We start from the raw sequence: 25,052 nt of genomic DNA, 5'->3' as shown, positions 1-25,052 counted from the left end.
TTATCTCCTTGAATATGCTGGAGATACAATGCCTTTTTGCTAATTATGTTCCAAAAGGGATAAAGATATGCGCCAAAAGGACAGAAAACATCGAAAACAAGACGGTGATCATTACTTAAAATTCTTCTTATATGACTCCAGTCTAGAACTGATAATACTAGTTTATCGAGAATTTTAGTTGATGGGGGGAAACGGTCTATGGGGGAATGGCTCTCTTTTCCCGTTCTGTACTGCAATGTTTAAAAGATTGAATGTCGTTGTGAAGTTTAATCTTTCCCCCTTAGCTTAAAAGTAAGCTCTCTTAATGCTTTTCTTTCAAGTAATGTCCTGGATACTGCCTGAGGAAAACTTTGTAAACGCTTTTCCATCATTGATTGTGTTTGAAGGTAAAAAGTAAAATTCTGGAGTCTTTATTTTATTATTCATTTTTTTGTAAAAACAGCACGTCTTCTAAAATTTTATTTTTTTATATTGTACTTATAATTAAAAGAATGCTTCAATTATTCAAAATAAATATCAAAAGTATTCAATTCAAAAAGCTATGAGAGATAAAAGAGAAGGAAGAAACATTAGTGTTCTAAGTTGTTTTTCCTTCTCTTATTGCTCTATATCAAAACAATGCTAGAAAAATTTTCTAAGTTCTTTGAGTAAAAACTCCCAAAACCAGAGAGGAAAGTTGAAAAGTTTTGAGACAATGTCCAAAAGTTTCGAGATTCTCTCCAAAGGTTGTTTTTTAGTTTCGCCCGCAGTTTTTTTATACGATGTAAGAGCACTTTGATTTGAGAGATAAATTTGGTTCGATGGACCATCTTGTATTAAGAAAGTGCATTTTGTAAAGGTCATGCGTTCAACCTTTATGACGTAGGGATTATGAACTGTAATCGGTTCATAGGTGCTACAGGTTTTCACTTTTGCATTTGCAGTTGTCATGGATTCTGTTTCAAATGTATTTGTATAAAGGTTACTTGTGCGTTTTTCGGGTTTACTGTCGATTAAAATACATTCATCCATTATGCTTTTTATGGGTGCATTTACTTTGTTTATAAAGTTTTTGAGATGTTTAGAAAATTGAGTTTCTAAGGATAGGATTTTTAGGGATGGGATTTTTATGATTGTATTCATTTTATCAAGTTTTTTTAATACTTTTTTTATTAAAGTCCCGTAAATGTCTTTAATGTTTAAAAAATCACGAACACCAAGTTTACTGATGGCATTATAGGACCACCCTGAAAGACATGCGATCATTTCAATTGATTGCTCGTCACCTTCTTTGCTCTGTATTGCTTTTAAGTCTTTAAATTTCGGGCGGCGTAAGGTGATTTCTGTGTATGTCTTTCCTTCCACTTTAATAGGTCCAAGTAATTGGTACGTGGCTCGTTCTGTTATATTCATTAATAGCTTCTCCTTGCTTTCTACATTAGATGCAGAATGATTCGTCAAATTTTTATTATATCATGTTTGTCAATAGCTTAGGCAATAAACTTTGTGCTGGCTATGTAGAATGAAATTCTAACAAAATGGACAAGATGAATTTAGATTTTAGAGCGAGATAGAAGCACAATTTGCTTTATGATATTAGTGGGCTATTAAGTTTATTTGCTCAACTATTTGTGTTGATAAAGACTTCTCCATGAGGCATTGTTATATGCTGTATTGTTACAATAATATTTGTGTGGGGAGTTTTGAGGAAAGGGAGTTTGTGGCTTCTTTTTTCTTTGAGCGTTGTAAACCAATTCTGATAAAAGATGTTGTCGGAAGAGTGATGTTGTTGTCATGGAGAGCGATAGAGTTTGGAAGCGTTTTTGTTGATGATATCAATGAAAAAAGCTGATGAATATAGGGCAACATGAATACAACAAAATGCGCTATTTCGGATTGGGAAATATATCTCTGAAGGAGAGGTTTGATCTTTTAGCTTCTTTTGCGTATAGTTTTAAAATTGCGATTTGCTATGCTTTAAAATTAATTATAAAGTGAAGAACTAAGTGGTTATTTACGTGTTGAGTGTGTGCGTGCGCATCATACACTGGATTTATGTCTCAACAAGATGAATTATTCTCGAATAAAGTAAAAGAATAAAGAAAATTGATTATTTTATTCGCTGTGGATAAAGTTAAAATAGCTTTATATTTATAAATATAAATTATTATTTTTCTATAAACGTAAAATTTAAATATTTTTAAATTTAAGAAATGTGACTTTCCTGATGAAACATAAATATACATTACCATTCATTATACTTATCGTATGTTTATCGACGGGAGGTTTGATTTCTACCGATATTTTTTTACCGGCACTGGGCGATATGCGTCAATATTATCAAGTGACACAATCTCAAATTCAAAGTGCAGTGGCGGTTTTTTTGTTGGCATTGGCACTTGGACAGCTCATTTATGGGCCGCTGAGTGATAATTTGGGGCGTAAAAAAACACTTCTATTGGGCTTATTCTTGTGGTTATTTACGACACTTGGTGTGATTTATACGGTTCATATTCACGCTTTTCTTGTGTTACGTTTTTTGCAAGGTCTTGGTGCTTGTGCGGGACTTGTCTTAAGTCGTGCAATTATCAATGATTTGTTGGATAAAAAAGCGGCTGGAAAACTTTATTTGATTGTTTTCCCTTTTATTGGAATGTCACCAGCACTTGCACCTTTCATTGGTGGACTTTTGATACAAGCTTTTCATTGGCAGGCAACTTTTATCTTTTTAAGCTTTTTTATATTTTTGACCATTTTGCTATGTTGTTTTGTGCTAAGCGAAACTCTACCCCCTCAAAAACGGCAGCATTTTTCTCCTGTAGGATTAATGAAGGCATATTTAGGCGTTTTCAGAAATAAACAATTTATTTTTTATGCACTTATTCCGTGTTTTTCTTACGCTGCCTATTTTGCTTATATTGTGGAGTCGCCTTTTTTACTCACGACTTTGGGGTTATCGCCGATACACATTAGTTATAGCTATATTGGTGTCTCGTTTCCCTATATTTTGGGAAATCTTTTGGCGCGATGGTTTTTTGAACGCGAGTCTATGGAAAAAACTGTGGGGAGAGGGTACATTATTTTTGTGATAGGTGGTGTGCTGTTTGCTTTGCAAATGTATCTAAGCCCATGGCCCCTTGTGACAAGTTTTATGGCTATTGCTGTTCTTACTTTTGGAAATGGTTTTTTATTGCCGTTAGGAACAGCGTTGGCTATTTCATCGCATCCGAAAGCTGCGGGAGCGGCTTCTGGTGTTATGGGATCTTTGCAATTAGGAAGTGCGGCACTCAGTGCAGCGGTTATCGGAAAAATCTCTGGTCATAGCCCACGGGCTATGGCAACTTTGTTAGCTGTGTGTTGTATGATTGGTTTTATCATTTATATTCAAAAAGCGCGTCATTTTATGACTTCAGAAATAAGCTGAGTAAATGATAAAAAGAAAGCATTATGCGGAAATGCTTTTGATGTTTTACACAAATGGGGCACCTGTACATTAGATGAATTTTTTTTATTAAGTTGCTGGATTGAGTGGGTTTAAAATTTGTTACAAGCTTAGTTTGAGTTTAACAAATCGATTATTATGGGGGGAGAATATGAGCTTAGAGTTTCAACATATTTTCATTATATTGGGTAGGAAAAGTTCTGGCTCTAATGCATGTGTAAAAATAAGGGGAGGAATTGATCAATGAGCCTTCCTATTATTATTCTTTCTCCTGTAATGCCAATTTGGGATGGTGGTGTTTTTTGTTCTCCATTGACAAAACTATGCTTATCAAAAGGATTCCCTGTCACTCTGCTGGATACGCTTTCTCTTTTTCCTAAGGGTTCTCATGTTCTCAATTATTCTGCTGTAGACATTTTATCTTTTATGGCAGAAAAACTTAAAAGCTATTTTAAAGAGCCCGCAGTTCTTGTGGGATTTTCTATGGCTGGAACATTGGTACAAATATTGGCAGTACAGCTTCCCAATGTTCAAGCGGTGCTTGCTGTGAATGCGCCTGGCTATCCAGATAAGGTTTTGCAACGGCGCCTTGGAGATATTCTTGCCTCCTTAGAAAACAATGATTTATCGGGGGCTTTGGAAATACTCAATGGTTTTATGCATCCTTCTGGCGTTATGAAAAAAAGAGCCTTATTGGAGATTCCTGATGAACAAAAAAGCGTGGCAATTGAACGCATGACAAGAGGCTTTAAACTCTTATTAGAAATAGATGCTAGAGATGAAATAGTTAAGTATAAGGGGAAGTTTTTAGCTTTAGTGGGAGAAAAGTCGCAACTTGCAACGGTAGATAATCAGACAAAAAGTCATAATCTGAACCATGAATATAAGATTATCTCTGGTGCTGGTACGCGTTTGTGGGAGGATAATCCTACTATGACGGATGCAGTCATTGATGAGTGGATGGAGGGACTATGAAAAAGAAAGTTCTTGTATTACCTGGTGATGGGATAGGACCAGAGGTTTGTGATGCTGCGCTGATGGTTTTAGAGCAATTCCAATTGCCGATTGAATTAACTTATGGTGATATTGGTGTTGAATGTTGGAAACGGGAAGGAGATCCTATCCCTCAAGCGACTTGGCAAAAAATTACTCAGAGTGATGCTATTTTACTTGGTGCTGTGACCCGTAAAGGAAAAGAAGCGGCTTTAAAAGAACTTGCTCCGCATTTAAAAGAGAAAAACCTTGCCTATGTTTCTCCCGCACTTCAACTCCGCCAAAAGTTAGGTTTGTTTGCGAATATACGTCCTGTAAGATACATCTTTGGTCCCCAACGTCCTTTTCATTTTTGTGTTATCAGAGAAAATAGTGAAGGCCTTTATGCTGGATTGGATTTTCGGGGTATTTCTCCTGAAACAGCCGTTTGGCTAAAACATCCAAATTTGACAAAATATGGGCTTGAGGAAGCAGCGTGGACAGTCCGTTTGCAGACACGCTTTGGTTTAGAGCGGTTATTTGAATACGCTTTTTCTTATGCAAGGAAATATAGCTTTAGGCGAGTTACTTTTGCTGATAAGCCCAATGTTATGCGAGAAAGTGGACAGTTTGCTCAGGAAATTTTTGAGAAGATTGCGCAAAACTATCCGGAAATTGAAGCAGATATTCAGAATGTTGATGCGGTTGCTTTGTGGATTGCAACCAAGCCAGAGCGGTTTGGTGTGATTGTTGCTGAAAATATGTTTGGCAATATTCTCTCTACTCTTGGCTCTGGTATAATGGGGGGATTGGGGCTTGCATCTCATGTGAATGTGGGGAGCGAGATTGCTTGTTTTGAACCTGTTCATGGAAGCGCACCACGTATTGCTGGACAAAATAAAGCCAATCCTTCTGCGATGCTTTATACCACGGCTTTACTCTTAGAGCACTTAGGCTTTAAAGATGCAGCAAAACAACTGTCTGAGAGTGTTGATCAGGTTATTCGTGCTGGAAAAACCGTTACCTATGATCTTGGAGGTATAGCCTCTACCCGTCAAATGGCTGAAGCTGTTCGCAATTCTCTTATGAATTCTGTCTTTGTTCATCGTGCGGCGATTATCACTGTTGGTGATGAACTCCTTTCAGGACAATATTTGAATACGAACTTACAAGATTTAAGCCAAAGCTTGAACAAGAGAAATATTCAAGTCACACGTCATTTTGTTTGTGCTGATCAATTACAGCAAATCAGTGAGACTGTTGTTTCTTGTCTTGGACAAGAAGATCTTATCATTATAAGTGGGGAATTGGGACCAACATCAGATGATAAAACACGCGATGGAGTTGCTCAAGCTGTAAAGCAGCCTTTGGTACATCATGAAGATGTTTGGCAAATAATAAAAGGTCAATTACAACGATTAGGGATTACGGCGGATAAGAGTAATGCGCGTCAAGCATTGTTTCCGGAGACAGCAACCGTGCTTGATAATCCTACAGGCACAGCACCAGGGTTTTATCTCTCTTGCGATGGAAGTACGCTTGTTGTTTTGCCTGGTCCACCATCACAGGCTCTTGCGCTTTTAGAGAATTATTTAGAACACAACGAGAAGAAATATTTTTCTGTATCGCGTGCGGAGTATGCATGGACTTTGATTGGAATTGATGAAAGTACCATTGCGCAGTGGGGTGATGATCATCTTGAAAATGAATCCTTTGAACGGCATTTTTTATGGAAAAGCCCCTATGTTTTGGTGCAACTGGTTGCTCAATCAGAAGCGCCCTTGGAACAACATTTCGTGGAAGAATTTGAAAATCATTTTTACCCCCATTTGGTTGGGGCAGAAGTTACTACTGCTTGTAAACAATTAGCGATGCATGCAGAGGTTCATTGATCTGCCAATGATCCGCGGCTTTTAAAATATTTTCAACCCATAGAAAAAGGTGCAAAAGATATTCCAAAGCTTGAGGTTGAAGTGAGCCTAGAGCCTTCTTTGGAGACATTAGAAAATCAAGCAGAAAGCCTTGGACATGCTACCATGACTATACGGATGAAAGGTTATGGTGATGATCGTATAACTTTTCCCTATACGCGACCACTTTTAGGTGTCGTCTTACAAGAATATGCAGCTTGGGCTGTCTTAAAAAGATATTTGAAAACGAAGAAGAAAAAATGAAACTCTGTGGGGATGTAACAATATTGCTCAAATTATTGAACGTTCTATTATAAGAAGTATTTTGATCCTTTTCTTCAGTGGTTTTTGTCTATAGGTTAATTTTTCTTTTGATGTGTAAATGAATGACTTTGATTGATTCAAAATTAAGAAAAACTTTACGATATTAGGCTCGCTACATTCAATATTTATAATGATTAATTATGATTATAAATCAGTATGTTATCTTCCATAGCGCTGATAACAAGGAATCCAGAGACTTCGTGTGTCTCAAGCGTTGTAGATAATTGAGATTCTTTGTAAATCAAAAAGCGATGGTGTGAAAAGACAAGAAGTCGTGTCATTTACAGGAAAGCTTTGCAAATTTTATTGAACAATATGTCCCTGAAGAGTTTTATTGTGAACATGTCCCGTTCCGTTATCTGATAATAAATTGCTGTAAAGAGCTCATAAAATTTTTCCTTTAAGTTTTTGTGTGATTGCATGATCGTTGGGTATTCGCTTCCGAGGGGCGATATTTTTCAATTTGATAACAGGACGAACTATTTTTTCTGTAAGACGTGAAGATTTAAGGAGTGATCATTTTACGCTTTTGTTTTCTTTTTGATTGGTAATTTGTAGGAATTTTTTTGGGGAAAATATTTAATGTGGTTAAAAACATTTTATGCGTGTGTGGGAGAAAAATAAAAATGTGGTCTTAATTGTTGATAAGAGTGTCAATATTTTTGATGAACAAATTTTAGTCGTAATTCTTAGTACCTAGATGGGAAGTTTATTGCATTTTTTAACAGTTCGTATTCTATCTGTTGTGATGCGCAGTGGTTTTTTAAGCAAAAAAGAAAGGGCTTTTATGTATCAGATTGATTACAACAGTTATCGTTCTGTCAAGAGTTTTAGTCGTCGCGTTCATTTTCTCGTTATGCATTATACGGCTATTGATTTTAAAGCCTCGATTATGGCGCTTACAGGAGAAAAGGTTAGTGCACACTATCTTGTTCCTGATCCTTCAGAGCAGACATATCGTGAGGCAGGCTTTAAGGATATGCGTATTTTTAATCTGGTTGATGAAAATGAGCGCGCATGGCATGCGGGTGTGAGTTCATGGGCTGGGCATAGTCATCTCAATGATGCATCTATCGGGATTGAAATCGTTAATTTAGCGACTTATCATGATGGGACGGGTATGTTTCCTCCTTATAATCCAATACAAATTGATGCTGTTAAGGAACTTGCCTTGAATATTCTTCAACGGTATCCCGATATTATGCCAACTGATGTGGTGGGACATAGTGATATTGCCATTGGAAGAAAAAGTGATCCAGGAGCAGCTTTTCCATGGAGAGAACTTTATAGCGCAGGTATAGGAGCATGGTATGATGATGAACTAAAAAGTCATTATCAAGAGCAATTCTCTAAGAATTTGCCATCCAAAGAAGATGTTTTGGCGAAGCTAAAATGTTATGGATATGACATTTCTGCTGCGTGTACCCAAACAGGATACAAAGATTTGATCCGAGCATTTCAACTTCATTTTCGTCAAGAAAATTATGATGGGATTCTAGATGTTGAAACAGCAGCAATTCTTTATGCATTGGTTGATAAGTATTTTCCGTGAATTCAATGCGTTTTAATTGAAAATATGGCTTATGATTACGTGTAAGCCTTTTTATTATCAGGAAAGGCTGCTTTTTGCCAATTGGCTTTATGTAAAAAGGGCATTAATCGTGTAAAAAATCCTCTATACGGTATAAGGCGTTTTATGGAAACATAACTCTGAAAGCTCTATGATTTGCAGAGATTAAATTTTATTGTTTCTTTGTCTTATATTTTTCTTCCTTTAAAAACGCATAAAGCCAAGATGTTGCGTATATGATGACATGTGCCTTACGCAGGATGAAACGCCTCAAATAAAATGGACTTGTATTGTATATTTCATGCTTGTTTTAAAGAAATGTCTTTTAGTGTGTATCACAACATATATTTTACAGCGACGTTCATAGAGAATATAATCTAAAATCCTCTATGAAGTGTATCCTCATTTTGATGCTTAATAAAAGTGCCTAGCACTATCGTACACTTTGTTAGATCTCAATGTTACTACAACCCTTGGAACTTAAAACGATACATAAAAGGGTTTTCTTTACTCGTTTTTATTCACACGGCTCTCTCCACTCGTCGTGTACAAGTGAATGGTTTTGGTTGATTGAAACATGCAAAATTATAAATTGATCATTATAAATCAAAGTGATGCAGATTCAAGAAAATAGGGGCATTTACAGATTGCTACTGATAGGGGGGCTATTCTTTAGAAGGGGAAGAGGTCAATTCATTTTTTTGAAGATATATCTCTTTTCTCTTTTATTGCTTTAGGGGATGTTTGCGTCGTTTTGACAACATGTTTCTTGATGATTAAGTTTTTTAATGAAGCAGTGTTATAAAACATTGTGTTTTAGAGTGTTGATAGAAGACACATTCAGGCATATCAAAAACACAATGATGTCTTGTTTTTTCAATATTTTATCTGTTCAGTATAGAATTGACCAGAGAAGTTCATGACCTAAATTGCAAAGGTTAGGTATAAATTACCAAGAAAAATCAATTTAGGCATAAAGCAATGGGGGTTATTCATGCTTTAAAGGGCAAGGAAGAGATTGTGTTTGAAGTGATGTGTAAAAGCCCGTGTGAGGTGCTCTTATCAAGCATATCAGGTTAATCTTAAGAGTAGTTTTATGAAACTAAGTCGGTTTTTTCCGAGAGACAAGACAATACGTATCAGGAAAAGATATTCATGATATTTGATTTCAAAAATAAAAACTGGCAAACCATGTTGCCAGTTTTTAAAAGCTGTAGCTTAAATAGGATTAGAATGAACGCTGTAAACGGATCATACCTTGAAAAGCACTTTTCTTATTGAATAAATGTTTTTCATCATTATTTTTATCCGTCACAACGCGATCATCGTTCCAAGAAACATAGGTTAATTCAGGTGTAATCACAAATCCTGGAACCAGCGTGTATGTAATATTTACAGAAGTTGCAAAGGTTTTTACAGCACTATAAGAAACTTGAGCATTCAAATTTGCTTTTGGAGTAAGCTTGTAAGTGGCACCCGCCCAAGCAGCCCATTTACCACCCCAGTTTGCATAAATTGTTGTGCTTTGTCGTGATAATTCATTTTTTGTATTTACTGTGTAGTAATCAAGTCCATTTTTATAACCAGCCATTACCCATAGATTGAAACGATCGTTAACATTGAAATCTGCACGTACTTTTCCAGCCCACTTTTTGTAGTAAGTATCATATGCTGCAACCGCTGAAAAACCACCCCATTTTTGCATAAACTTTATACCCAAAACCACATTCGGGGTGTAATTTTTAATTGCTTTACTTGGAAGAGTATCATTCGTGATAGAAACAAGCTTATCATCTTTATCAATGTAGTATCCTACTGTTCCTGGAAGAGCATCTGCATTATTGCCTAATTCAGCGCCGATAATAGCAGAAAAGCCGGAGTCACCATTAAAGGTGTAGGAAATAAAATTAGTGCGTGTTGTGCCGGCAGGTGCTATGCTGTCATCATTGAGAACATTTCCATAACCACCAGTCCAACTGTTGAAAATTGTATCATCAAGACCTACGCGAAAACCACCCAGTTCAATGTAAGCTGCTGCAAGCCTTGCACCAGCTTTATCATTACCATCACCCCAGCTTGAATAAATTCTTGCATATGAACGAAGTGTTCCCATTTCTGTTTCAGAAGCTGCTTGAAAAACAAGAGTGAGCCGTGATGATGCGCCATAGGTTTTTCTTTTGTCTCTTAGTTCAGTTTCGGTTGTTGCATCGATATTATCACCGCCTATAAAATCAGTACGAACATTTCCTGATAAACGCATGCAGGTTTCTGTTCCAGGGATATAAAAATATCCTTTTCCGTAGGCATCACAAACGCGAATATATTCTACAGGTTCAGGTTCGGCGATAACTGTTGAAGCAGCATGTGCTCCAGAAATTGCTAAAAAAGCTGCTGTAGAGCTTAAAAAGAGGGATTTAATATTCATATGGGATCTCCGAGGTCCGGTTAAATTTCTTCTAAAGAGTACCATTTGCCTAACGCATTAAGGACAAAGACATAAGTAAAATACGCAGCACTTGTTATTTTAGCTATAACTAATCTTTTTAGAGTTTCAAATATGAAATTACCTTTTTGTAATATATACATGTACTATTCGAGATGCTGTGGTAAAAAAGACACAATTTTTGTTTTATTAACTTTTGCTTCCTATGGGATCAATAGGAGAAAAATTTTCAGATATTTGGGAAAAAAATCGAAAATGTCTTGAACTTTCTGTTGATACCATTTATGCCTCTCTGTTGGAGAGGTGGCCGAGTGGTCGAAGGCGCTCCCCTGCTAAGGGAGTAGGGCTCAAAAGGCTCTCGAGAGTTCGAATCTCTTCCTCTCCGCCATCTATTGTTATAAAAGCAGTTGACTGTGTATCGGAATTCTGTTTATCCCGTTGGGATTATGCCTCTCATATAAAAAGCATGTTCTAAACACAAATATACTTGTGTTGCTAATTTATACACTTGTTTTAAAGAGATATCTTTGCAATGTGTATAAGCCCATTTTGCGACGCTGCCTCGTAAATGGTATAAAACATAAAAGTTTCTGTGAGACATATAAAGCCTTATAAAGCCACACCATTTGTATACTTATGAAGATGCAAAGAGGCATATTATATATCTGCCTTCCTGTTGTTATAGATTTTGACTATGAGAGTTCATAAAAGGCATTTTTCCTTTCTAAATCGTTTTTATTTATACGGCTTTCTTTGCTTATGATGTGCAAGCAAATGATTTTGATTGTTTCAACCATAAAGCAGATTTGAAAAGAAAAAATCTTACAATATTCGCGTTTGGTATATTATCATTATAAATCAACGTGTTGCTTTATATTTGCATTGTATATTGAAAGTTGGATGTGGCAATGCTCTCAAAAAAGTTATAGATTTCTTTTAGAAGAAAACATTGTGGGTAATAATTTTAAAATTTTCCTCTCATCATAGAGACTTTTGAGAGTGTTTCATCCATCTCATGACAATCAAACCACATATGAAAAAAGTAATGGTCGGTAATATTAGGTAGTAAGATGGAGAAACTTTTGCAGGAAGAAAAGAAATAATACTCAATACTGTAATTGAAAATATTCTTCCGCTAAAAGAGACAGCACCAACAACACCGGAAATATGCTGCGTTTGTTTTTGATTAAGTTCTGAGAAAAATAAGCTTTTTGCACCGATCGGTACAGTGCAAATAAATCCATGGATTAAAGAGAAGGCGATGACTGATGCAGAAGTTTGATGGCTATGAACTGAAAAATAGAGCGCTATGCACATCAGTGCAGAAAAGAAGGAAAAATATTTTATAGAATTCTTATATTTTTTATCAAGAACATGATACTTAGACATCAGTAAATTTGAAAAATATTGTGCTGAAAAGGCTCCAATATGGCAGCACATCAAGATGAGCATTTGCGAACCGTTGAGGTGATGAATTTTTCCCCCTGAAAGTATTATCGGTTGCCAGAAATGATAAATAATCTGAATACCAGCGCTAAAAAGGCACATGAGGAAAATAAACCATGCTCCTCCTACTGTATTTTGAAATATCCAAAGCGTTTCCTTGGCATTGTGCAAGATTGTTTTTGTTTTGGATGTTTCAATTGTCGTTTTCTTTTCTTCAGGAACAATAAGGAATATCAAAAAAATAAATCCCATCATGAGGCATGAGATGATATATCCCATAAAATATTGTCCAGAGTAATAGATCGTTCCAATTCCTACAATCCCACTGAGAATACTTCCGAAAGAGTTAACCTGGTGGTAGAGATGAGCATAATGCGAAAAGTGATCCTGTTTATCGCCTAGAGAATGGTAAATCCATCCGTCAATGGCGCTGACAATGATGCAAATGCCTGCTGCATAGAGAATTTGCGCAATAATAAGTGCTGTCATATTGGGAGCTTGAAGGCATAGAAGATAAAATACTCCTGTCATAAAGACCCCAGCCATAACGGAATATTTACGCCGATATCTGTCAGATAAAACAGCACAGGGAAAATCAAGCAGCAGAATGGTGGTGGAAAAGACAACCTGAAGCAGAGCTAATTGCGCCAGACTAACTCCCATGGACATTAAAAAAATCGCATGGTAAACGCCGATCAGCATGCGGATAGCATTATAGGATCCATAGGTGAGAGCAAGGGTGCGTGCTCTGTTCATTGTGTTGTTCCATAGATTGTACAATAAGAATTTTCATTGAAAAGAATATTTTTCTGTGAAAAGGGAGCGGTTTCATATCCCCATTCAGGGATTAGTGGAAAGAAGGCTTCCATAACCATCCCAAAATTTAAAAGGTCCCTTAGTCCATATGGGACTTCAAAGCGTATTAATGAGAGCAAATGATGCAATTGTAAAGTGATTATGAGAAGCAACATAAGCCTCATAAATGAGATTGTTATTTTTTGAGGGGAGTTGCTTGTGGGGCTGTTGCTTCCGTAGTAATCATTTTGTCTAGATCTGTAAAATGACCCTAGGACGGCAAGATCATTGACATAATTAGGACTTATAGAAGTATGTTTATTTTTTATACACCATTTACTGATCCATTCTCTTTGCTGATCAGCTGAAATAGCACAAATGATCCATAAATCGGTTTTTGGTAATTTTTTGATATCTTTTTTTATAGTCATCAACATTTGTAATCCCTCCATTCTTTCTGACTGTTTCTCCGTATCACTTTACGTCTAAAATTTTTTTTCAGAATTCATCTTTACTTTATTTATTAAAAAGATTGTCTCGCAAGGTGCGTTTTGATCACGTCATTATGATTAAGAATTAAATTTCTGATATAAGAGGAAGGGGGCATGATACATTGTGACTAAATACATAAATCCCTCCATATCCTGAAATGATGATTTCCTTTTACAAAACAGTATCCTGAATGGAAGCTCGATAACCATTACTTTGATCATGGAAATGATAACCTAAAAGAGTGCTTATGAGTGCTTGAAGATATTCTTTAGATATTACAGAAAGAACAAGAAAATAGTTTAAAAAAATCAAACTTGGGATGAAAGCTTTCATCTTATGATGGATGATGGTGAATTTTAAACTTCATCTACTGTTTTTTTGATCTACTGTGCTGTAAGAAAGATCAAACTCCCCCAATTCATGTTTCTAATTTAGATCATTGATCATAAACATTATATACTGTCTTTTCAAATTATAACTTTGCTCATTGCTTGTCTTCACTGATTAAATTAACATTTCTCTAAAAATGCCGCTTGAGAAAAATGCATCCTATCAGTTTAATATTCTATGATCTTTTAATTAATTTAAAGAAGATAACATAAAATATACGATAAAAAATGAATAAATTTCAATTTTTATAAAAAACACAAACTTTTTTACTGCTGCTGATAAAAAACAAAGCTATATTAAAAGTAGCCTTTATACCCTTCAATACTATTGATTTTTGGTTGTTACTGGATGAAGGTTCCTTTGTTTTGGAAAGAGCAGAGCAGAGTTTAAGAGAAGAATGGGCGCGTGCGCAAAAGCTTGGGCGTGATTTGTCTTTAAGTTGGATACTAAGCCGCCTGATGGTTGAAGGTGTTCACCATGTGAACATAACGCAACCTTGTAAGGATATTTTAGTCGCACCTGATGAAGCTGTCGCTTTGGGGGATATTGTCTTGTCTGAACTGGGGCGTGCTTATTGATTTTCTCGTTGTTATTGCTGCTTAATTTCAGCCATTATTTTTCTGAAAAAGAAGCTTTGTAGGGAGAAGATCATACATGGAGCAGGGCGTAAAACGATGAAATGCATATAACTGATCCAGTAATGTTGACAATAATCGTTAAATATGTTGCTCTGGCTACCTAAACAAATGGCTAGATTGGCTTTTATTCTCTGAGATAAGTGTTACTCTCAATGAGATAGAATGCGGATGAACGAATTATTAGTTAAGGGATTAAGAGTAATGGGGGGGAAAAATAATCGTCAAGATTTGAGTTATTTCAAAATCGCTGTATTCGGTATGATTATTATGATTTTGGGGATGGGGATTGGGCGATTTTTCTATACGCCGGTATTTCCAGTTATGTTGGATGAAGGATTGTTTACCTTTCAGCAACTTTCTTATATAGCTAGCGCTAATTATGGCGGTTATTTAGTTGGGAGTATGTTTTTTTCGTTTTGCAGATTTGGGTATATATCTCGTGCTCCCTACATGTTATCTGGTGCAGCTATAGTGACGAGTGCACTTATTTTTGCCATGGTATTAACAACAAACTTTTACTTGGTCTTCTTTATCCGCTTTGCTGCCGGTATCGCGAGTGCGGCAATGATGATTTTTGGTTCTATGATGGTTATGCAGCATAGTCACAAGTTGTGGGTTATTGCTTCGCTCTATGCAGGTGTGGGAGTTGGTATTCTGCTGGGTAATGAGTATGTTATTATTGGTTTGAGTAAATCGCTGAACGCGAAAAATATTTGGTTTGGAGCTGGTTTTATATCTGTTGTATTGTTGCTCTTGTTGTTTATTTTATTTCCACGTCGTGTTGATGCGTCTCAATTTGCTATTAATGAGTCATTGGCACACGAAAATATCGTTTGGTGGGAACTCGCTCTGATTTATGGGCTTGCTGGGTTTGGTTATATTATTGTCGCGACATATCTTCCTCTGATGGCGAAAACATTTAATTTCCCACTACTCGCTAACCACTTATGGTCGTTTGTCGGAATTGCCATTGTTCCTAGTTGTTTCATTTGGTTATGGGGAGCCCATCGGTGGGGGGTATTACGTTGTCTGATGCTCAATTTGCTTATCCAAGGAGGATGCGTATTACTGACATTATTCAGCCAGTCTCTTGTACTGATCGTTCTCAGTTGCATAGGGTTTGGATTTACTTTTATGGGGACGACCTCTCTAGTTATGCCGTTAGCTAAGCGTTTGTATGCGCCGTATGGCATAAATCTGCTAGGCTTGGCTACCTTAACTTACGGTTTTGGCCAAATATTAGGACCTCTCTTGACGAGTTTTTTACAGTTTGGTTCACATGCCATTGCGCTTTCCGTTATCTGTGGTGCTGTAGCGCTTTTTGCTGCTGCTGGAATCTGTCAATATTGTCTTTGTAAAAAGGTCGTTGGCGTTTCATAAACCCGCAATCTTCACTAAAAAGTCGAGAGAATTTATTCCATTCTTTTTGAAACATTTTGTGAAAGTCAAATTATTCTAATAGGGGAGATTACAGAATGCTTCACTCTACAGTCGCTATTTTGGGCGTTGGTCCTCGTGGGATCAGTATTCTCGAACGCTTGCTCACACTTTATTCCCATTATCCATTTTCTGGGAACATTGATATTTTATTGATTGATCCCAATGAGATGGGAACCGGTACCCATAGTGTGCATCAGCCAGATCATTTATTGGTTAACACTGTCGCTTGCCAGATTACTTTATTTGGTGATGATACAGTTAAGGGTGTCGGGCCTATTCGGAAGGGACCGAATTTCTATCAATGGGCTATTCAACAAGGTTATCGTAATATTAACGGTGTTTTTTCTCGTACAGAGCATGATGTTGGGAGAGAAATCAAAGAAAATGATTATTTATCACGTCGTTTGTTAGGGGAATACCTGTCTTGGGCTTACCAAGAACTCACGCAAGATTTACCTTCCGGTATTCGTATTAAGGAGATCCGACAAAAGGTTATTAATCTCCATATCCACCAAGATAATAAAACGGATGTTCTTTTGGAAGATGGCTGTCGTTATAGTGTAGATTTTGTTTATATGACCACGGGTCACGGTAAGAATATATATTCATCGCATGATGAAAGCCTGCAACAGTTTGTCGCTGCTCACCAAATGAAAAATGCGCTTTTGAACTATTATTCGAATCCTTATCCAATTGAAAAGTTGGACTCTATACAATCTCAGTCTCGTGTGCTGGTGCAGGGAATTGGATTAACTAGCTATGATGTCTTGTCGCAATTGACTTACGGTCGCGGTGGGACTTTTACTGAAAATGCTGGACAATTGCGCTACATGCCAAGCGGCACAGAACCGAAGATAGCTTTATTCTCCCGTCAAACATTGCCTTTTAGTAGTCGCGGGATTAATCAAAAGGGTGGTAGTGGGCAATACATACCATCATTCCTTACTCTCGATGCAATACATCATCTGCGTAAGCAATCCAGCATTGCTAACGGTTCTCCGAAGCTGGATTTCGAAACGCAGCTTTTACCTCTGTTGCTTAAAGAAATGTGTTATGTCTATCGAAGTACGCAGCTGGGGCACTGGCTAGACCCTGAAACCTATGTTGTTACTTCCAAAGACGAGCAGTGTATTCAAGCGTTGCTGTATCCTTATCGAAATAAAATATTTGCTTCTTTGAAGGATTATACAAGATTCTTCATGGAGCATTTGAAGGACGATCTTCATTCTTCCGCTGTAGGTAATGTTGATGGCCCAGTGAAAGCTGCTACAGATGTGCTACGAGATGTCCGTGATATCTTACGTTCAGCAATTGATTTTTGCGGGTTAACGTCTTCATCTCACAAGTACTTTATTGAATATTTTAATCCAAACTTTAACCGTATTTCTGTCGGCCCACCGATGCAGCGAAACCAAGAGTTGAAGGCTCTGATGGAGGCTGGTATCGTGACTTTGGCTGGCGGACCTTCACCTAAACTTGTTCTCAATGCTAGTACCAGCCGTTTCGAAATTCAGTCTGTTTTTCAAGATGAAAACAGTTCAGTTGATGGAGATGTGCTGATCAAGGCCAAGATTGATAGTTTTTCTCCGTTGCGTGATGAGTCCCCTTTTATCAAAAATTTGGCTGCTCAGGGCATCATTCGACCATTTATCAACCAAGGATATCATCCTGGTGGTATTGATATTGACCGTCGGCAGCATCCTATAGACACTAAAGGGCAAATACAAAATACATTATGGGTGGTCGGTAATCCAGTAGAGGGGCCTAATTTTTATACATATATTTTGCCTAGGCCTTTAGTTAATTCGCGTGCATTGCGGGACGCAGGGCGCTGTGTCACTGACATGTACGAGCAGCTTCTTAATCGCTACTCAGTCAAAGATTCAACAATTAATGTACATTGATGATGTAAAAAGCTTCCTGATACGCATGTCCTCCGTATCCGTTATAATGGCGATGCTGATGCTATTCATTTTTCTTATGTCTATCTCAATAAGAACTTGGTTTCTTATTCCATTGGCTGGAGTGACTGTTTTCGGTTATTTGCTTTTGACGATACCATACTGGTGGTTGAAGGGGAATGCACGCAGTGGTGTGTTCATCCTGTTGGCTTGTACTTTAGTGCTGATATGGCGTTGGCACTTGCCTGATGTTCGTACTGTGCTTGTGCGTTTTACTGATGTCTTTTGGCTATTACTCGCCATGGGATTGTTGCGCCATGTGATGAATACATGGCGTATTTCAGAATTTCTCTCTGAACGGTTGATGCGCTATGGAAAGGGTTCGCTTACCCTGTCCATCGCGATACTGACTGCGTTTTTAGCTTGGCCGATGAGTTTGGGGGTTATCCCCCTAATGATTGATGCCTTGAAAAAAAGTGTTTTTCCCTCTCGCCATTTGGCCGCTATTGTGATGCGAATGATGAGCATCACGATGGTACTGATGCCGACCAGCATCGGTGCAGCAACAGTTTTCGCTGCTATGCCTAGAACACCAATATTCACATCCGCTGCTTTGGGGATACCACTTTTTCTATTCAGTCTGTTGTTGTTGTGCCTTTCTCCTGTTGTACCGCTAGCTAACCCGATTATTTGCGATGAGAGAAGAGCGAATAAAGAAGGAGAGAGAGTAAGAATTTGGATTTTTTTGATATTTTTCTGGCTAACATTTATCGTTGCGTTGACAGTTATCAAGTTGAATGCACTACAAAGCATTGCATTGACGGCAAGCATTCTATACGTCATTGAGCGTGTGAGTTCACGCAGTATTGATTTTTTGACTCCTTTGGTGGCAGTGATACGCAGTATATCCAGTGAAATTATGTTGTTGCTAGGTTGTAGTCTGCTAATATCTACTTGTGATTTGCTTATTCCTTTGTTGCCGGTGACGTTTAGTCACTCATTGGCATCACTTTCTGTTTGGCAGCACTATGCCTGTATTCTCTTTGTATTGCCAATTTTCAGTGTAGTAGGAATTCATCCTATGGTGCTATTTAGTTTGGCATTTCCCTTACTAGGGTCATCGATGGCTTATGGGGTTACGGATTATTTGGTTTGGATTTGCTTCTTTATTGCAGCTCAACTCCTTTCTCCTGTATCAATAAATGCTATTTTTGCTTCCAGTAGCCTACGTATTTCACCGGTGGATACGAGCTTTAAAATGCATAGTTATTATGTATTAATATTTAATCTTTTTGCGTTCATTTATTTGAGCTTTTTTATTCAATATTTGTAAATTATGGAGATCTTATGCCTTACATAAATATTAAAATTACTAATGAAGGGGTTACCTCTGAACAGAAACGGCAACTAATAGAAGGGGCAACTCAATTATTAGTTAATATTCTGAATAAAAATCCGAAAACGACTGTTGTCGTGATTGATGAAGTGGAGACAGACAATTGGGGTATTGGGGGTGTTCCCATTACAGAATTAAGAAAAGCTCAAAATAAAGAATAACTCTGTGTATTTGACAATAATTTAAGGTCAATAGGGATAATCAATGTAAAAAATCACGTCCCTTAGCAACATTTGATCAGACCGCCTTTGGGGCGGTTGTTACAGCCCCTGATGCTGACAACCAAGTTTTTCCCCTTAACGAGCCCGTGTTGGTCTTCACCCATGAGACAGAGAAAATCCAAAAGCTTGGGCGAAGGGGAACGGCTCTTGATGTGATTAACGCCGTGTGCGCACAGGGGATTGAGGCACAAGTGATCCTTGTGCGGGTGGAAGAAAAGTCAATCATTGCTGAGACACAAACCGAAATGGTGGGATCCAATACTCACTTGACCGGTGTGCATGCTTTAGCGCATGCGCGGGGGCATTTGGGTGTGGAACCTGGAATTCTCTTAGCACCGGCTTATAGTGCAGGGCGGATTGATAATGGTAAAAACCCCGTGGCAGATGCTTTAGAACAAGTGGCAGAAAAGTTGCAAGCCATTGCTGTGTTTGATACGGGTGGTAAAAACACGGAAGAAAGTCTTGCCTATCGTGCAGATTTTTCCTCACGCTTTTGTTATTTGATTGACCCCTTTGTACGGGAGGCAAATCGTGAGGGGGGTGTTAGTGTTAAACCCGCAAGTCCTTTTGCAGCAGCCATGTTTATCAAACGTGACAAGCAAAGGGGCGGTGTTTTTTGGTCTCCTTCCAACCAAGATGTGCATGGCATTTTAGGGACAGCACGCCCCATTAGCTATTTTGATGGCGAAATTGATCATGAGGCAAATCGCCTTAACCAAGCCGATATTGCGACCTTTATTCCAGCACGGCTTAGCCAAAATGCGCATTTAGGTAATTCTGTGGGAGAAGTAGCTTCCAATGGACGCATTTTATGGGGCAATCACACCACCTCTAGTGACCCACTCTGGCGTTTTGTCAATGTGGTGCGCACCCGTGCAGCCTTGGAAAAAACCATCATCAACAATTTCCGCCCTTGGGCCAATGATGAGAATCTGACTGGTCAACATGTTATTGCCATTACCCGCAGCCTTACACAGTTTCTTGATGATCTGATTGCGCGTGGTGCGCTTTTGGGGGGCCGGGTTTGGTTTGACCGCGATTTAAATTCCAACAGTACTTTGCAATTGGGAAAATTGCGGGTCGAATTTGATGCAGAAGAAGTGCCACCTTTAGAAGATTTGAGTTTCGGCAGCCGGCGCAATAGCGCTTATTTTGACCGTTTGGCGCAAGATATCCAAAAGAAAATGACTTATCAATTTGGCGATACGCTTGAAACTTATCGCAAAGCAGCAAGGAGTTAAAGCATGACTTTACGCATTGTACGCGGTTTTACCTTGATTGTTGATGATGATGTGAATCTTCACCTTGATCTTGAAACATTGAAACTGCCCACGTTGGAAGAAATTACAGAAACCTATCAACCAGGGGGCTCTGATATGCAAATTGATGTGAGCGGTCTTGGTGTGAAAGCTTTGAGCATGCAAATGAAAATCCGCAGCCATACCCCTGAGGTCATCGGTATTTTTGGTGGTCCTCCTGGTCTTCGTCATAAATTCACTGGCAAAAAACATGTGATCTCTGAAGAAGATGGGCGTGAGCATGAACATTCCATTGATGTGACAGGGCGGTTGGTCAAAGTCGATAGCGAAGGCTTAACGGCTGGAAAAGCGACAGGCTATGATTGCGAGATCAAAAATATTTGGGACTATACGGAATTTTGGGATGGTTCTGTTTTGCACCGCTTTTCTTTTAAACGGGGCGGCTGGCTTGTCCGCAATGGGCAAGAGATCGGTTCTCGCCGCCGCTCTATTCTCAACTTATAGGAATTGATCATGACAAGTTTACAAACCAGCATTGACGTGGAATTGCAGGTTCCATTTCTTTATCAAGATAAAGGTGGCAAAGAATCTCTCTGCAAGAAACTGACCTTTTATCGCCCCACTTTTAAGCATGCCAAGCAATTAGCGGTGCTCATTGGACCACAATTGACAGAGCTGCTGCTTCCTGAGTTTGGAGAGCAAAAAACAACTTTGAGCAATGATGTGCTTATCACGAAGCTTTCTCAAGTTTTGTTCACAAGTGAGGCAACAGAAGGCATCACAGCACTTTTGGCTGATATGTCACGTGAATCTATTGAATTGATTGATCGAGTTGATGTGATGGATATTGTCGCAATATTGAAGGCTTTTTTTGCTTTTTTTACGCAACGCCAATCCTCTCTGCCAGACAATTTGGGGCAGAACTAGCCCTTTATTATCACTGGGCGCCTTCAGAGATTAACCAGATGGATTGGCTGGATGTGATTGCCTATCGAGAAGAACTCGCACGCTTTAAAGCCCAAGAATATGAAAGTCATCAGTTAGGATAAGAGACGATCATGGATGTTTCCCTTGTTGTGCGTTTTGTCAATCATCTGCAAGAGGGGATCGCTTCTGCCAAGCGGGATCTTGCAGCCTTTAGTTCAGATATTGCGCATTTCCAAAACAAGACAAGGCAGCATTTTAAAGGGTGGTTTGACCCGGAGCATCTTGAGGATGCGACAAAGAATGCGGAAAATGCTTTTATCCAAGCGCGAGGGCGTATGGTGGGTGCCATTGCGCAAACAGCAACCTTAATTGCACCGCTCTATAAAGCCATGCAATTTGACCAATCGATGAAGGGACTAGAAAAGGTTCTCGATGCCCCCTTAATCGTTTAAAAGAATTGCGTCGTTTTGCTTTGGAAACCTCCACCAAGATTCCGCTAGCGGCACGTGAAGTTTTGGAACTGATGACCAGTGCCAGCCAAGCAGGCATTGGTGAACAAGACTTAGAGGCTTTTAGCATTTATGCCGCTAAAGCAGCTGTTGCTTTTGATATGACGGGGGATCAGATTGGGGAGCGTTTTGCCAAATTGCGCAATGTCTTTAAGCTTAATCAGGCAGGCATTGAAGATTTAGGGGATGCGATCAATCATCTCTCGAACCACATGGCGGCAAAGGCCAGTGAAGTGTCTGATTTTACCAATCGTGCCACCGGTGCGGCAACCATGTTTAAGCTCACCGCGCGGGAAACAGCAGCATTTGGCACGGCGATGATTTCTGCTGGGATTGTCCCTGAGAGTGCCGCGCGTGGCTTTAATGCCATGAGTGCCCGTATTCAGGCAGGAGGCAAGCATATTGAAGATGCTTTTGCCAATATCGGGCTTTCTCGCGAAAAATTTATGCAAGATCTGGACAAAGATGCCACCGGTACCTTGGTACGCTTTTTTAATGTGTTGGGTAAATCCGAACAGGGGATGCGCTCGCTGATTGCCATTGCTGGGCGCGATTTTACTGGTGATTTTGCCAAATTGGTGGGCAATCCAGAATTGTTAGGGCAAGCTTTAAAATATGTTGAAGACCCAAAAGTCTTTAAAGGGTCCGTAGAACAAGAGGCGGACAAACAAGCAACCGGTGCCATGCGACAATTTGAACTCTTACAAAACCGCATTGTGGCTTTGGGGATTAGCATTGGTGAAGTGCTTCTGCCCCCCCTCAACAGTCTCATGGAAACTGTTGGCAATTTTACCAATGGGCTTATGGCGTGGGCGAATGCGCACCCAACTTTAACAAGCGCCATTATCAAAACCATTGCTGCCCTGATGGCTTTTAATATTGCTCTGCGCGTGTTGCGCTTTACCATGGCTGGCACACGTCTTGGCTTGCTACAGTTGATAGGCTCTTTGATCAAACTTGTTGGTGTGAGCGGTAAGCTTAAAACAAGCTGGCGGGGCTTAGCAGCCGCAGGGCGCTCGCTGGGTTTGCTAACCGCGGGTCTTGGGGCAAGTTCGCTCCGACTCTTACGCCCCATGACCTTGTTGGTCGGGGCTTTACGGGGGATTGCTGTCTCAGGAAGTGCATTTGCTGCCTCTTTTGGTTGGATCGGGACAGTGATAGAAGTGGCTGGGGCAGCTATTTCCTCTGTTGTGGGGGGTATTTTTACCCCGATCGGGGCGGTCATTGCTGCTGTTGTGGCTGTCATCCTTGCTGCTGGTTTTGCTTTGTGGAAATATTGGGATCGTTTTTCTTCATTTGTCAAAGGCTTTGCACAGGGGGTATCTCGGGCTTGGGGGCGTGCCTTTGAAGCCGTCATGCGCTTTTTTGGTGCCGATACCACCACCATCACCAAATGGAAAAATATAATCGCCAATGCTTTTGATCTCTCTCAAACTTGGCAAAAGTTTAAACAAGAGCTTTCCTCTGTTGCCGAGTGGTTTGGCAATTTGTGGGAGGGCGTTAAACAAAGCTTTTCCAACTTTTGGCAATGGTTGAAGAGTTTTTTTACACAGGAAAAGCTCTCTGATGCTGCCAAGGCTGGTATGGAACAAGCCGGCGAAGATTTGGCTAATTCGATTGTCGATGGCTTTATGTCGTCTATCTCACAATTGATGGATTTTTGTAAATCTTTATCTCACCGCATTAAGGGGTGGATTGGTTCCATTGATGTAAGAGAGTTTTTGCCAAGTTTTTTGGGGGGTAAAACAGCCATCCAACCCATCGTGCAATTTGCGGGAGCTTCTCCTGTAAATTCATCTGCGAGAGAGCAAAGAGACAAAGACCGTTCCCCCATCACACACAATCAAAATGTCACAGTGCATGTTAATGGGGCGCGTGAACCCATGGCCACTGGTCGTGCGGTTGCCCATGCTTTGCAACGGGCACGTGCTAATGCGCTGCATGGCGGGACAGAATGAGGGGAGGGAGCCTATGAGAGATCCTTTGATGATGTTAGGTCCGCATCAATTTTATGTGGACTGGCTGAATTTCCAATCCTTTGAAGAAGAGTTTTCCGCCTCATGGGTTTGTATGGAGCGTTTTGGCAAGGCACCCAGTTTGCAATTTACCGGCTATGGCAATGATGCAAAGACCATTCATGGAGTTTGGTTTCCAGAAGAATTTGGTGACCGGGTAGCGATAGATGCCATCACTACAACTATTCGAAGAGCAAAGCCTGTCCAGATGCTTCGTTGGATTAATGATACCACCTATAGTGTCCTTCTCCATGGACCCGTAGTAATCACCACGATCAATAAAGAGCACGACTATATCAGTCGCTCTGGTCAATCACAACGCATCCGCTATTCCATTACTCTCTTACCCTTTTTTAATGGCGGAAAACCACAAGGACAATACCAAGAGAGACAATATCAAATGGGGTATTACCAAGAGGAATCTACCCCATGAAGATACCCAAAAAGCATGTTGTTGTAGAGTTAGAGGATATGAGCCTCGATCTTATCTGCTTTCACCATGCCATGGCTGTGTTAGGAGGCCGGAGGCAAGCTGGTTTACTCAAAGGCTATTGTGAAGCCACACTGGAAGCTAATCCAGAGATTGCTAAATATGGTGTGTTTTTACCGCGGGGCTTAACGGTTATTCTGCCTGAATTTGCACTTCATAATCCCCAAAGCATGGTGAAGCGGTTATGGGATTAATGCGCACACACCCTTTTATTGTGGTCAAGGTGGGAGACAAACCTGTTCATGAGGTTTTTTACCAGCGTCTTTTAACCGCAACCATTACGGACCATGCCGGGAATGAAGCCGATACATTTGAAGCAGAGTTTGATGATCGTGGCAATGATTTAGAGGTTCCCTCAAGCAACAGTGCGCTACAGGTGATCTTTGGTTATGAGAACAGCATCAGTGCATTTATGGGGCGTTTTGTTGTCGAGTCGGTGGTGAGTATTGGGGGCAGTGATGGAGAGATCTTGCGCCTTTGTGGCAAAAGTGCC

Annotated in this window: 16 protein-coding genes, 1 tRNA gene and 4 pseudogenes; 17 read left to right on the top strand and 4 right to left on the bottom strand. The window is 39.4% G+C overall.

Annotation, left to right across the window (positions count from 1 at the left end; genetic code table 11):
* Window positions 1–621 precede the first annotated feature (621 nt).
* Window positions 622–1,392 (bottom strand): phage tail assembly protein, encoded by a 771-nt coding sequence (locus ACFIK2_RS01980; RefSeq protein ID WP_375676848.1) that lies wholly within the window; start codon window positions 1,390–1,392, stop codon window positions 622–624.
* Between the two features lie 814 nt (window positions 1,393–2,206).
* Between ACFIK2_RS01980 and ACFIK2_RS01975 the strand changes: the two genes are divergently transcribed.
* The 4 genes and pseudogenes from ACFIK2_RS01975 (at window position 2,207) to ACFIK2_RS01960 (ending at window position 8,179) form a co-directional block, all read left to right on the top strand.
* Window positions 2,207–3,403, top strand: a complete 1,197-nt coding sequence (locus ACFIK2_RS01975; RefSeq protein WP_375676847.1) for a multidrug effflux MFS transporter — start codon at window positions 2,207–2,209, stop codon at window positions 3,401–3,403.
* A gap of 261 nt (window positions 3,404–3,664) precedes the next feature.
* Window positions 3,665–4,396: an alpha/beta fold hydrolase gene (locus tag ACFIK2_RS01970; RefSeq protein ID WP_375676846.1), complete on the top strand. Its 732-nt coding sequence runs from the start codon at window positions 3,665–3,667 to the stop codon at window positions 4,394–4,396.
* Window positions 4,393–6,567 (top strand): annotated as a pseudogene (locus ACFIK2_RS01965) (isocitrate/isopropylmalate family dehydrogenase). The gene ACFIK2_RS01970 and the pseudogene ACFIK2_RS01965 overlap by 4 nt, the downstream one beginning before the upstream one ends.
* Before the next feature lie 847 nt (window positions 6,568–7,414).
* A complete protein-coding gene (locus ACFIK2_RS01960; protein ID WP_375676849.1) occupies window positions 7,415–8,179 on the top strand; it encodes an N-acetylmuramoyl-L-alanine amidase in 765 nt (254 codons plus the stop codon).
* A gap of 1,246 nt (window positions 8,180–9,425) precedes the next feature.
* On the opposite strand, the gene ACFIK2_RS01955 is transcribed toward ACFIK2_RS01960, so the two are convergent.
* Window positions 9,426–10,622: a porin gene (locus tag ACFIK2_RS01955; RefSeq protein ID WP_375655353.1), complete on the bottom strand. Its 1,197-nt coding sequence runs from the start codon at window positions 10,620–10,622 to the stop codon at window positions 9,426–9,428.
* A gap of 315 nt (window positions 10,623–10,937) precedes the next feature.
* On the opposite strand from ACFIK2_RS01955, the gene ACFIK2_RS01950 reads away from it, so the two are divergent.
* A tRNA-Ser gene (locus ACFIK2_RS01950) sits at window positions 10,938–11,028 on the top strand.
* Between the two features lie 593 nt (window positions 11,029–11,621).
* On the opposite strand, the gene ACFIK2_RS01945 is transcribed toward ACFIK2_RS01950, so the two are convergent.
* Both ACFIK2_RS01945 and ACFIK2_RS01940 read right to left on the bottom strand, forming a co-directional pair.
* Window positions 11,622–12,842 (bottom strand): MFS transporter, encoded by a 1,221-nt coding sequence (locus ACFIK2_RS01945; RefSeq protein ID WP_375676845.1) that lies wholly within the window; start codon window positions 12,840–12,842, stop codon window positions 11,622–11,624.
* Entirely contained in the window at window positions 12,839–13,312 is a 474-nt protein-coding gene (locus tag ACFIK2_RS01940) for a hypothetical protein (RefSeq protein WP_375637042.1), read from the bottom strand. Before ACFIK2_RS01940 ends, ACFIK2_RS01945 begins: the two co-directional genes overlap by 4 nt.
* A 780-nt stretch (window positions 13,313–14,092) precedes the next feature.
* Here ACFIK2_RS01940 and ACFIK2_RS01935 point away from each other — a divergent pair.
* The 12 genes and pseudogenes from ACFIK2_RS01935 to ACFIK2_RS01880 form a co-directional block, all read left to right on the top strand.
* Window positions 14,093–14,341 (top strand): annotated as a pseudogene (locus ACFIK2_RS01935) (baseplate assembly protein); the annotation flags it as partial.
* Between the two features lie 222 nt (window positions 14,342–14,563).
* Complete coding sequence (locus tag ACFIK2_RS01930; RefSeq protein WP_375676844.1) at window positions 14,564–15,781, top strand: YbfB/YjiJ family MFS transporter; 1,218 nt, start codon at window positions 14,564–14,566, stop codon at window positions 15,779–15,781.
* Window positions 15,782–15,876: 95 nt separating this feature from the next.
* Window positions 15,877–17,745 (top strand): FAD/NAD(P)-binding protein, encoded by a 1,869-nt coding sequence (locus tag ACFIK2_RS01925; protein ID WP_375676843.1) that lies wholly within the window; start codon window positions 15,877–15,879, stop codon window positions 17,743–17,745.
* Window positions 17,746–17,797: 52 nt separating this feature from the next.
* Window positions 17,798–19,075, top strand: a complete 1,278-nt coding sequence (locus ACFIK2_RS01920) for a hypothetical protein (RefSeq protein ID WP_375676842.1) — start codon at window positions 17,798–17,800, stop codon at window positions 19,073–19,075.
* Between the two features lie 14 nt (window positions 19,076–19,089).
* On the top strand, window positions 19,090–19,299 hold the full coding sequence (locus ACFIK2_RS01915) for a 2-hydroxymuconate tautomerase family protein (protein WP_375607418.1): 210 nt from the start codon (window positions 19,090–19,092) through the stop codon (window positions 19,297–19,299).
* Window positions 19,300–19,448: 149 nt separating this feature from the next.
* Window positions 19,449–20,600, top strand: a complete 1,152-nt coding sequence (locus ACFIK2_RS01910) for a phage tail sheath family protein (protein WP_375676841.1) — start codon at window positions 19,449–19,451, stop codon at window positions 20,598–20,600.
* Between the two features lie 3 nt (window positions 20,601–20,603).
* Window positions 20,604–21,122: a phage major tail tube protein gene (locus ACFIK2_RS01905; RefSeq protein WP_375608794.1), complete on the top strand. Its 519-nt coding sequence runs from the start codon at window positions 20,604–20,606 to the stop codon at window positions 21,120–21,122.
* Window positions 21,123–21,131: 9 nt separating this feature from the next.
* Entirely contained in the window at window positions 21,132–21,545 is a 414-nt protein-coding gene (locus ACFIK2_RS01900; RefSeq protein WP_375676840.1) for a hypothetical protein, read from the top strand.
* Between the two features lie 131 nt (window positions 21,546–21,676).
* A pseudogene (locus tag ACFIK2_RS01895) lies at window positions 21,677–24,012 on the top strand (phage tail tape measure protein).
* A gap of 13 nt (window positions 24,013–24,025) precedes the next feature.
* Entirely contained in the window at window positions 24,026–24,502 is a 477-nt protein-coding gene (locus tag ACFIK2_RS01890) for a phage tail protein (protein ID WP_375676839.1), read from the top strand.
* Window positions 24,499–24,753, top strand: a complete 255-nt coding sequence (locus ACFIK2_RS01885) for a tail protein X (protein WP_375676838.1) — start codon at window positions 24,499–24,501, stop codon at window positions 24,751–24,753. Before ACFIK2_RS01890 ends, ACFIK2_RS01885 begins: the two co-directional genes overlap by 4 nt.
* Window positions 24,744–25,052, top strand: a pseudogene (locus tag ACFIK2_RS01880) (late control protein); the annotation flags it as partial. The gene ACFIK2_RS01885 and the pseudogene ACFIK2_RS01880, both read left to right, overlap by 10 nt.

This window comes from Bartonella sp. AP88XZML (genome assembly GCF_042195565.1).
GTDB lineage: Bacteria > Pseudomonadota > Alphaproteobacteria > Rhizobiales > Rhizobiaceae > Bartonella.
This window is presented reverse-complemented; position numbering and strand designations above follow the sequence as displayed.

Coding starts and splice junctions, on each gene's coding strand:
- ACFIK2_RS01970 (WP_375676846.1), top strand. CDS start 3,665: ATGAGCCTTCCTATTATTATTCTTTCTCCTGTAATGCCAATTTGGGAT.
- ACFIK2_RS01975 (WP_375676847.1), top strand. CDS start 2,207: ATGAAACATAAATATACATTACCATTCATTATACTTATCGTATGTTTA.
- ACFIK2_RS01920 (WP_375676842.1), top strand. CDS start 17,798: ATGCTGATGCTATTCATTTTTCTTATGTCTATCTCAATAAGAACTTGG.
- ACFIK2_RS01960 (WP_375676849.1), top strand. CDS start 7,415: ATGTATCAGATTGATTACAACAGTTATCGTTCTGTCAAGAGTTTTAGT.
- ACFIK2_RS01930 (WP_375676844.1), top strand. CDS start 14,564: ATGCGGATGAACGAATTATTAGTTAAGGGATTAAGAGTAATGGGGGGG.
- ACFIK2_RS01915 (WP_375607418.1), top strand. CDS start 19,090: ATGCCTTACATAAATATTAAAATTACTAATGAAGGGGTTACCTCTGAA.
- ACFIK2_RS01925 (WP_375676843.1), top strand. CDS start 15,877: ATGCTTCACTCTACAGTCGCTATTTTGGGCGTTGGTCCTCGTGGGATC.
- ACFIK2_RS01945 (WP_375676845.1), bottom strand. CDS start 12,842: ATGAACAGAGCACGCACCCTTGCTCTCACCTATGGATCCTATAATGCT.
- ACFIK2_RS01980 (WP_375676848.1), bottom strand. CDS start 1,392: ATGAATATAACAGAACGAGCCACGTACCAATTACTTGGACCTATTAAA.
- ACFIK2_RS01885 (WP_375676838.1), top strand. CDS start 24,499: ATGAAGATACCCAAAAAGCATGTTGTTGTAGAGTTAGAGGATATGAGC.
- ACFIK2_RS01890 (WP_375676839.1), top strand. CDS start 24,026: ATGAGAGATCCTTTGATGATGTTAGGTCCGCATCAATTTTATGTGGAC.
- ACFIK2_RS01900 (WP_375676840.1), top strand. CDS start 21,132: ATGACAAGTTTACAAACCAGCATTGACGTGGAATTGCAGGTTCCATTT.
- ACFIK2_RS01955 (WP_375655353.1), bottom strand. CDS start 10,622: ATGAATATTAAATCCCTCTTTTTAAGCTCTACAGCAGCTTTTTTAGCA.
- ACFIK2_RS01905 (WP_375608794.1), top strand. CDS start 20,604: ATGACTTTACGCATTGTACGCGGTTTTACCTTGATTGTTGATGATGAT.
- ACFIK2_RS01940 (WP_375637042.1), bottom strand. CDS start 13,312: ATGACTATAAAAAAAGATATCAAAAAATTACCAAAAACCGATTTATGG.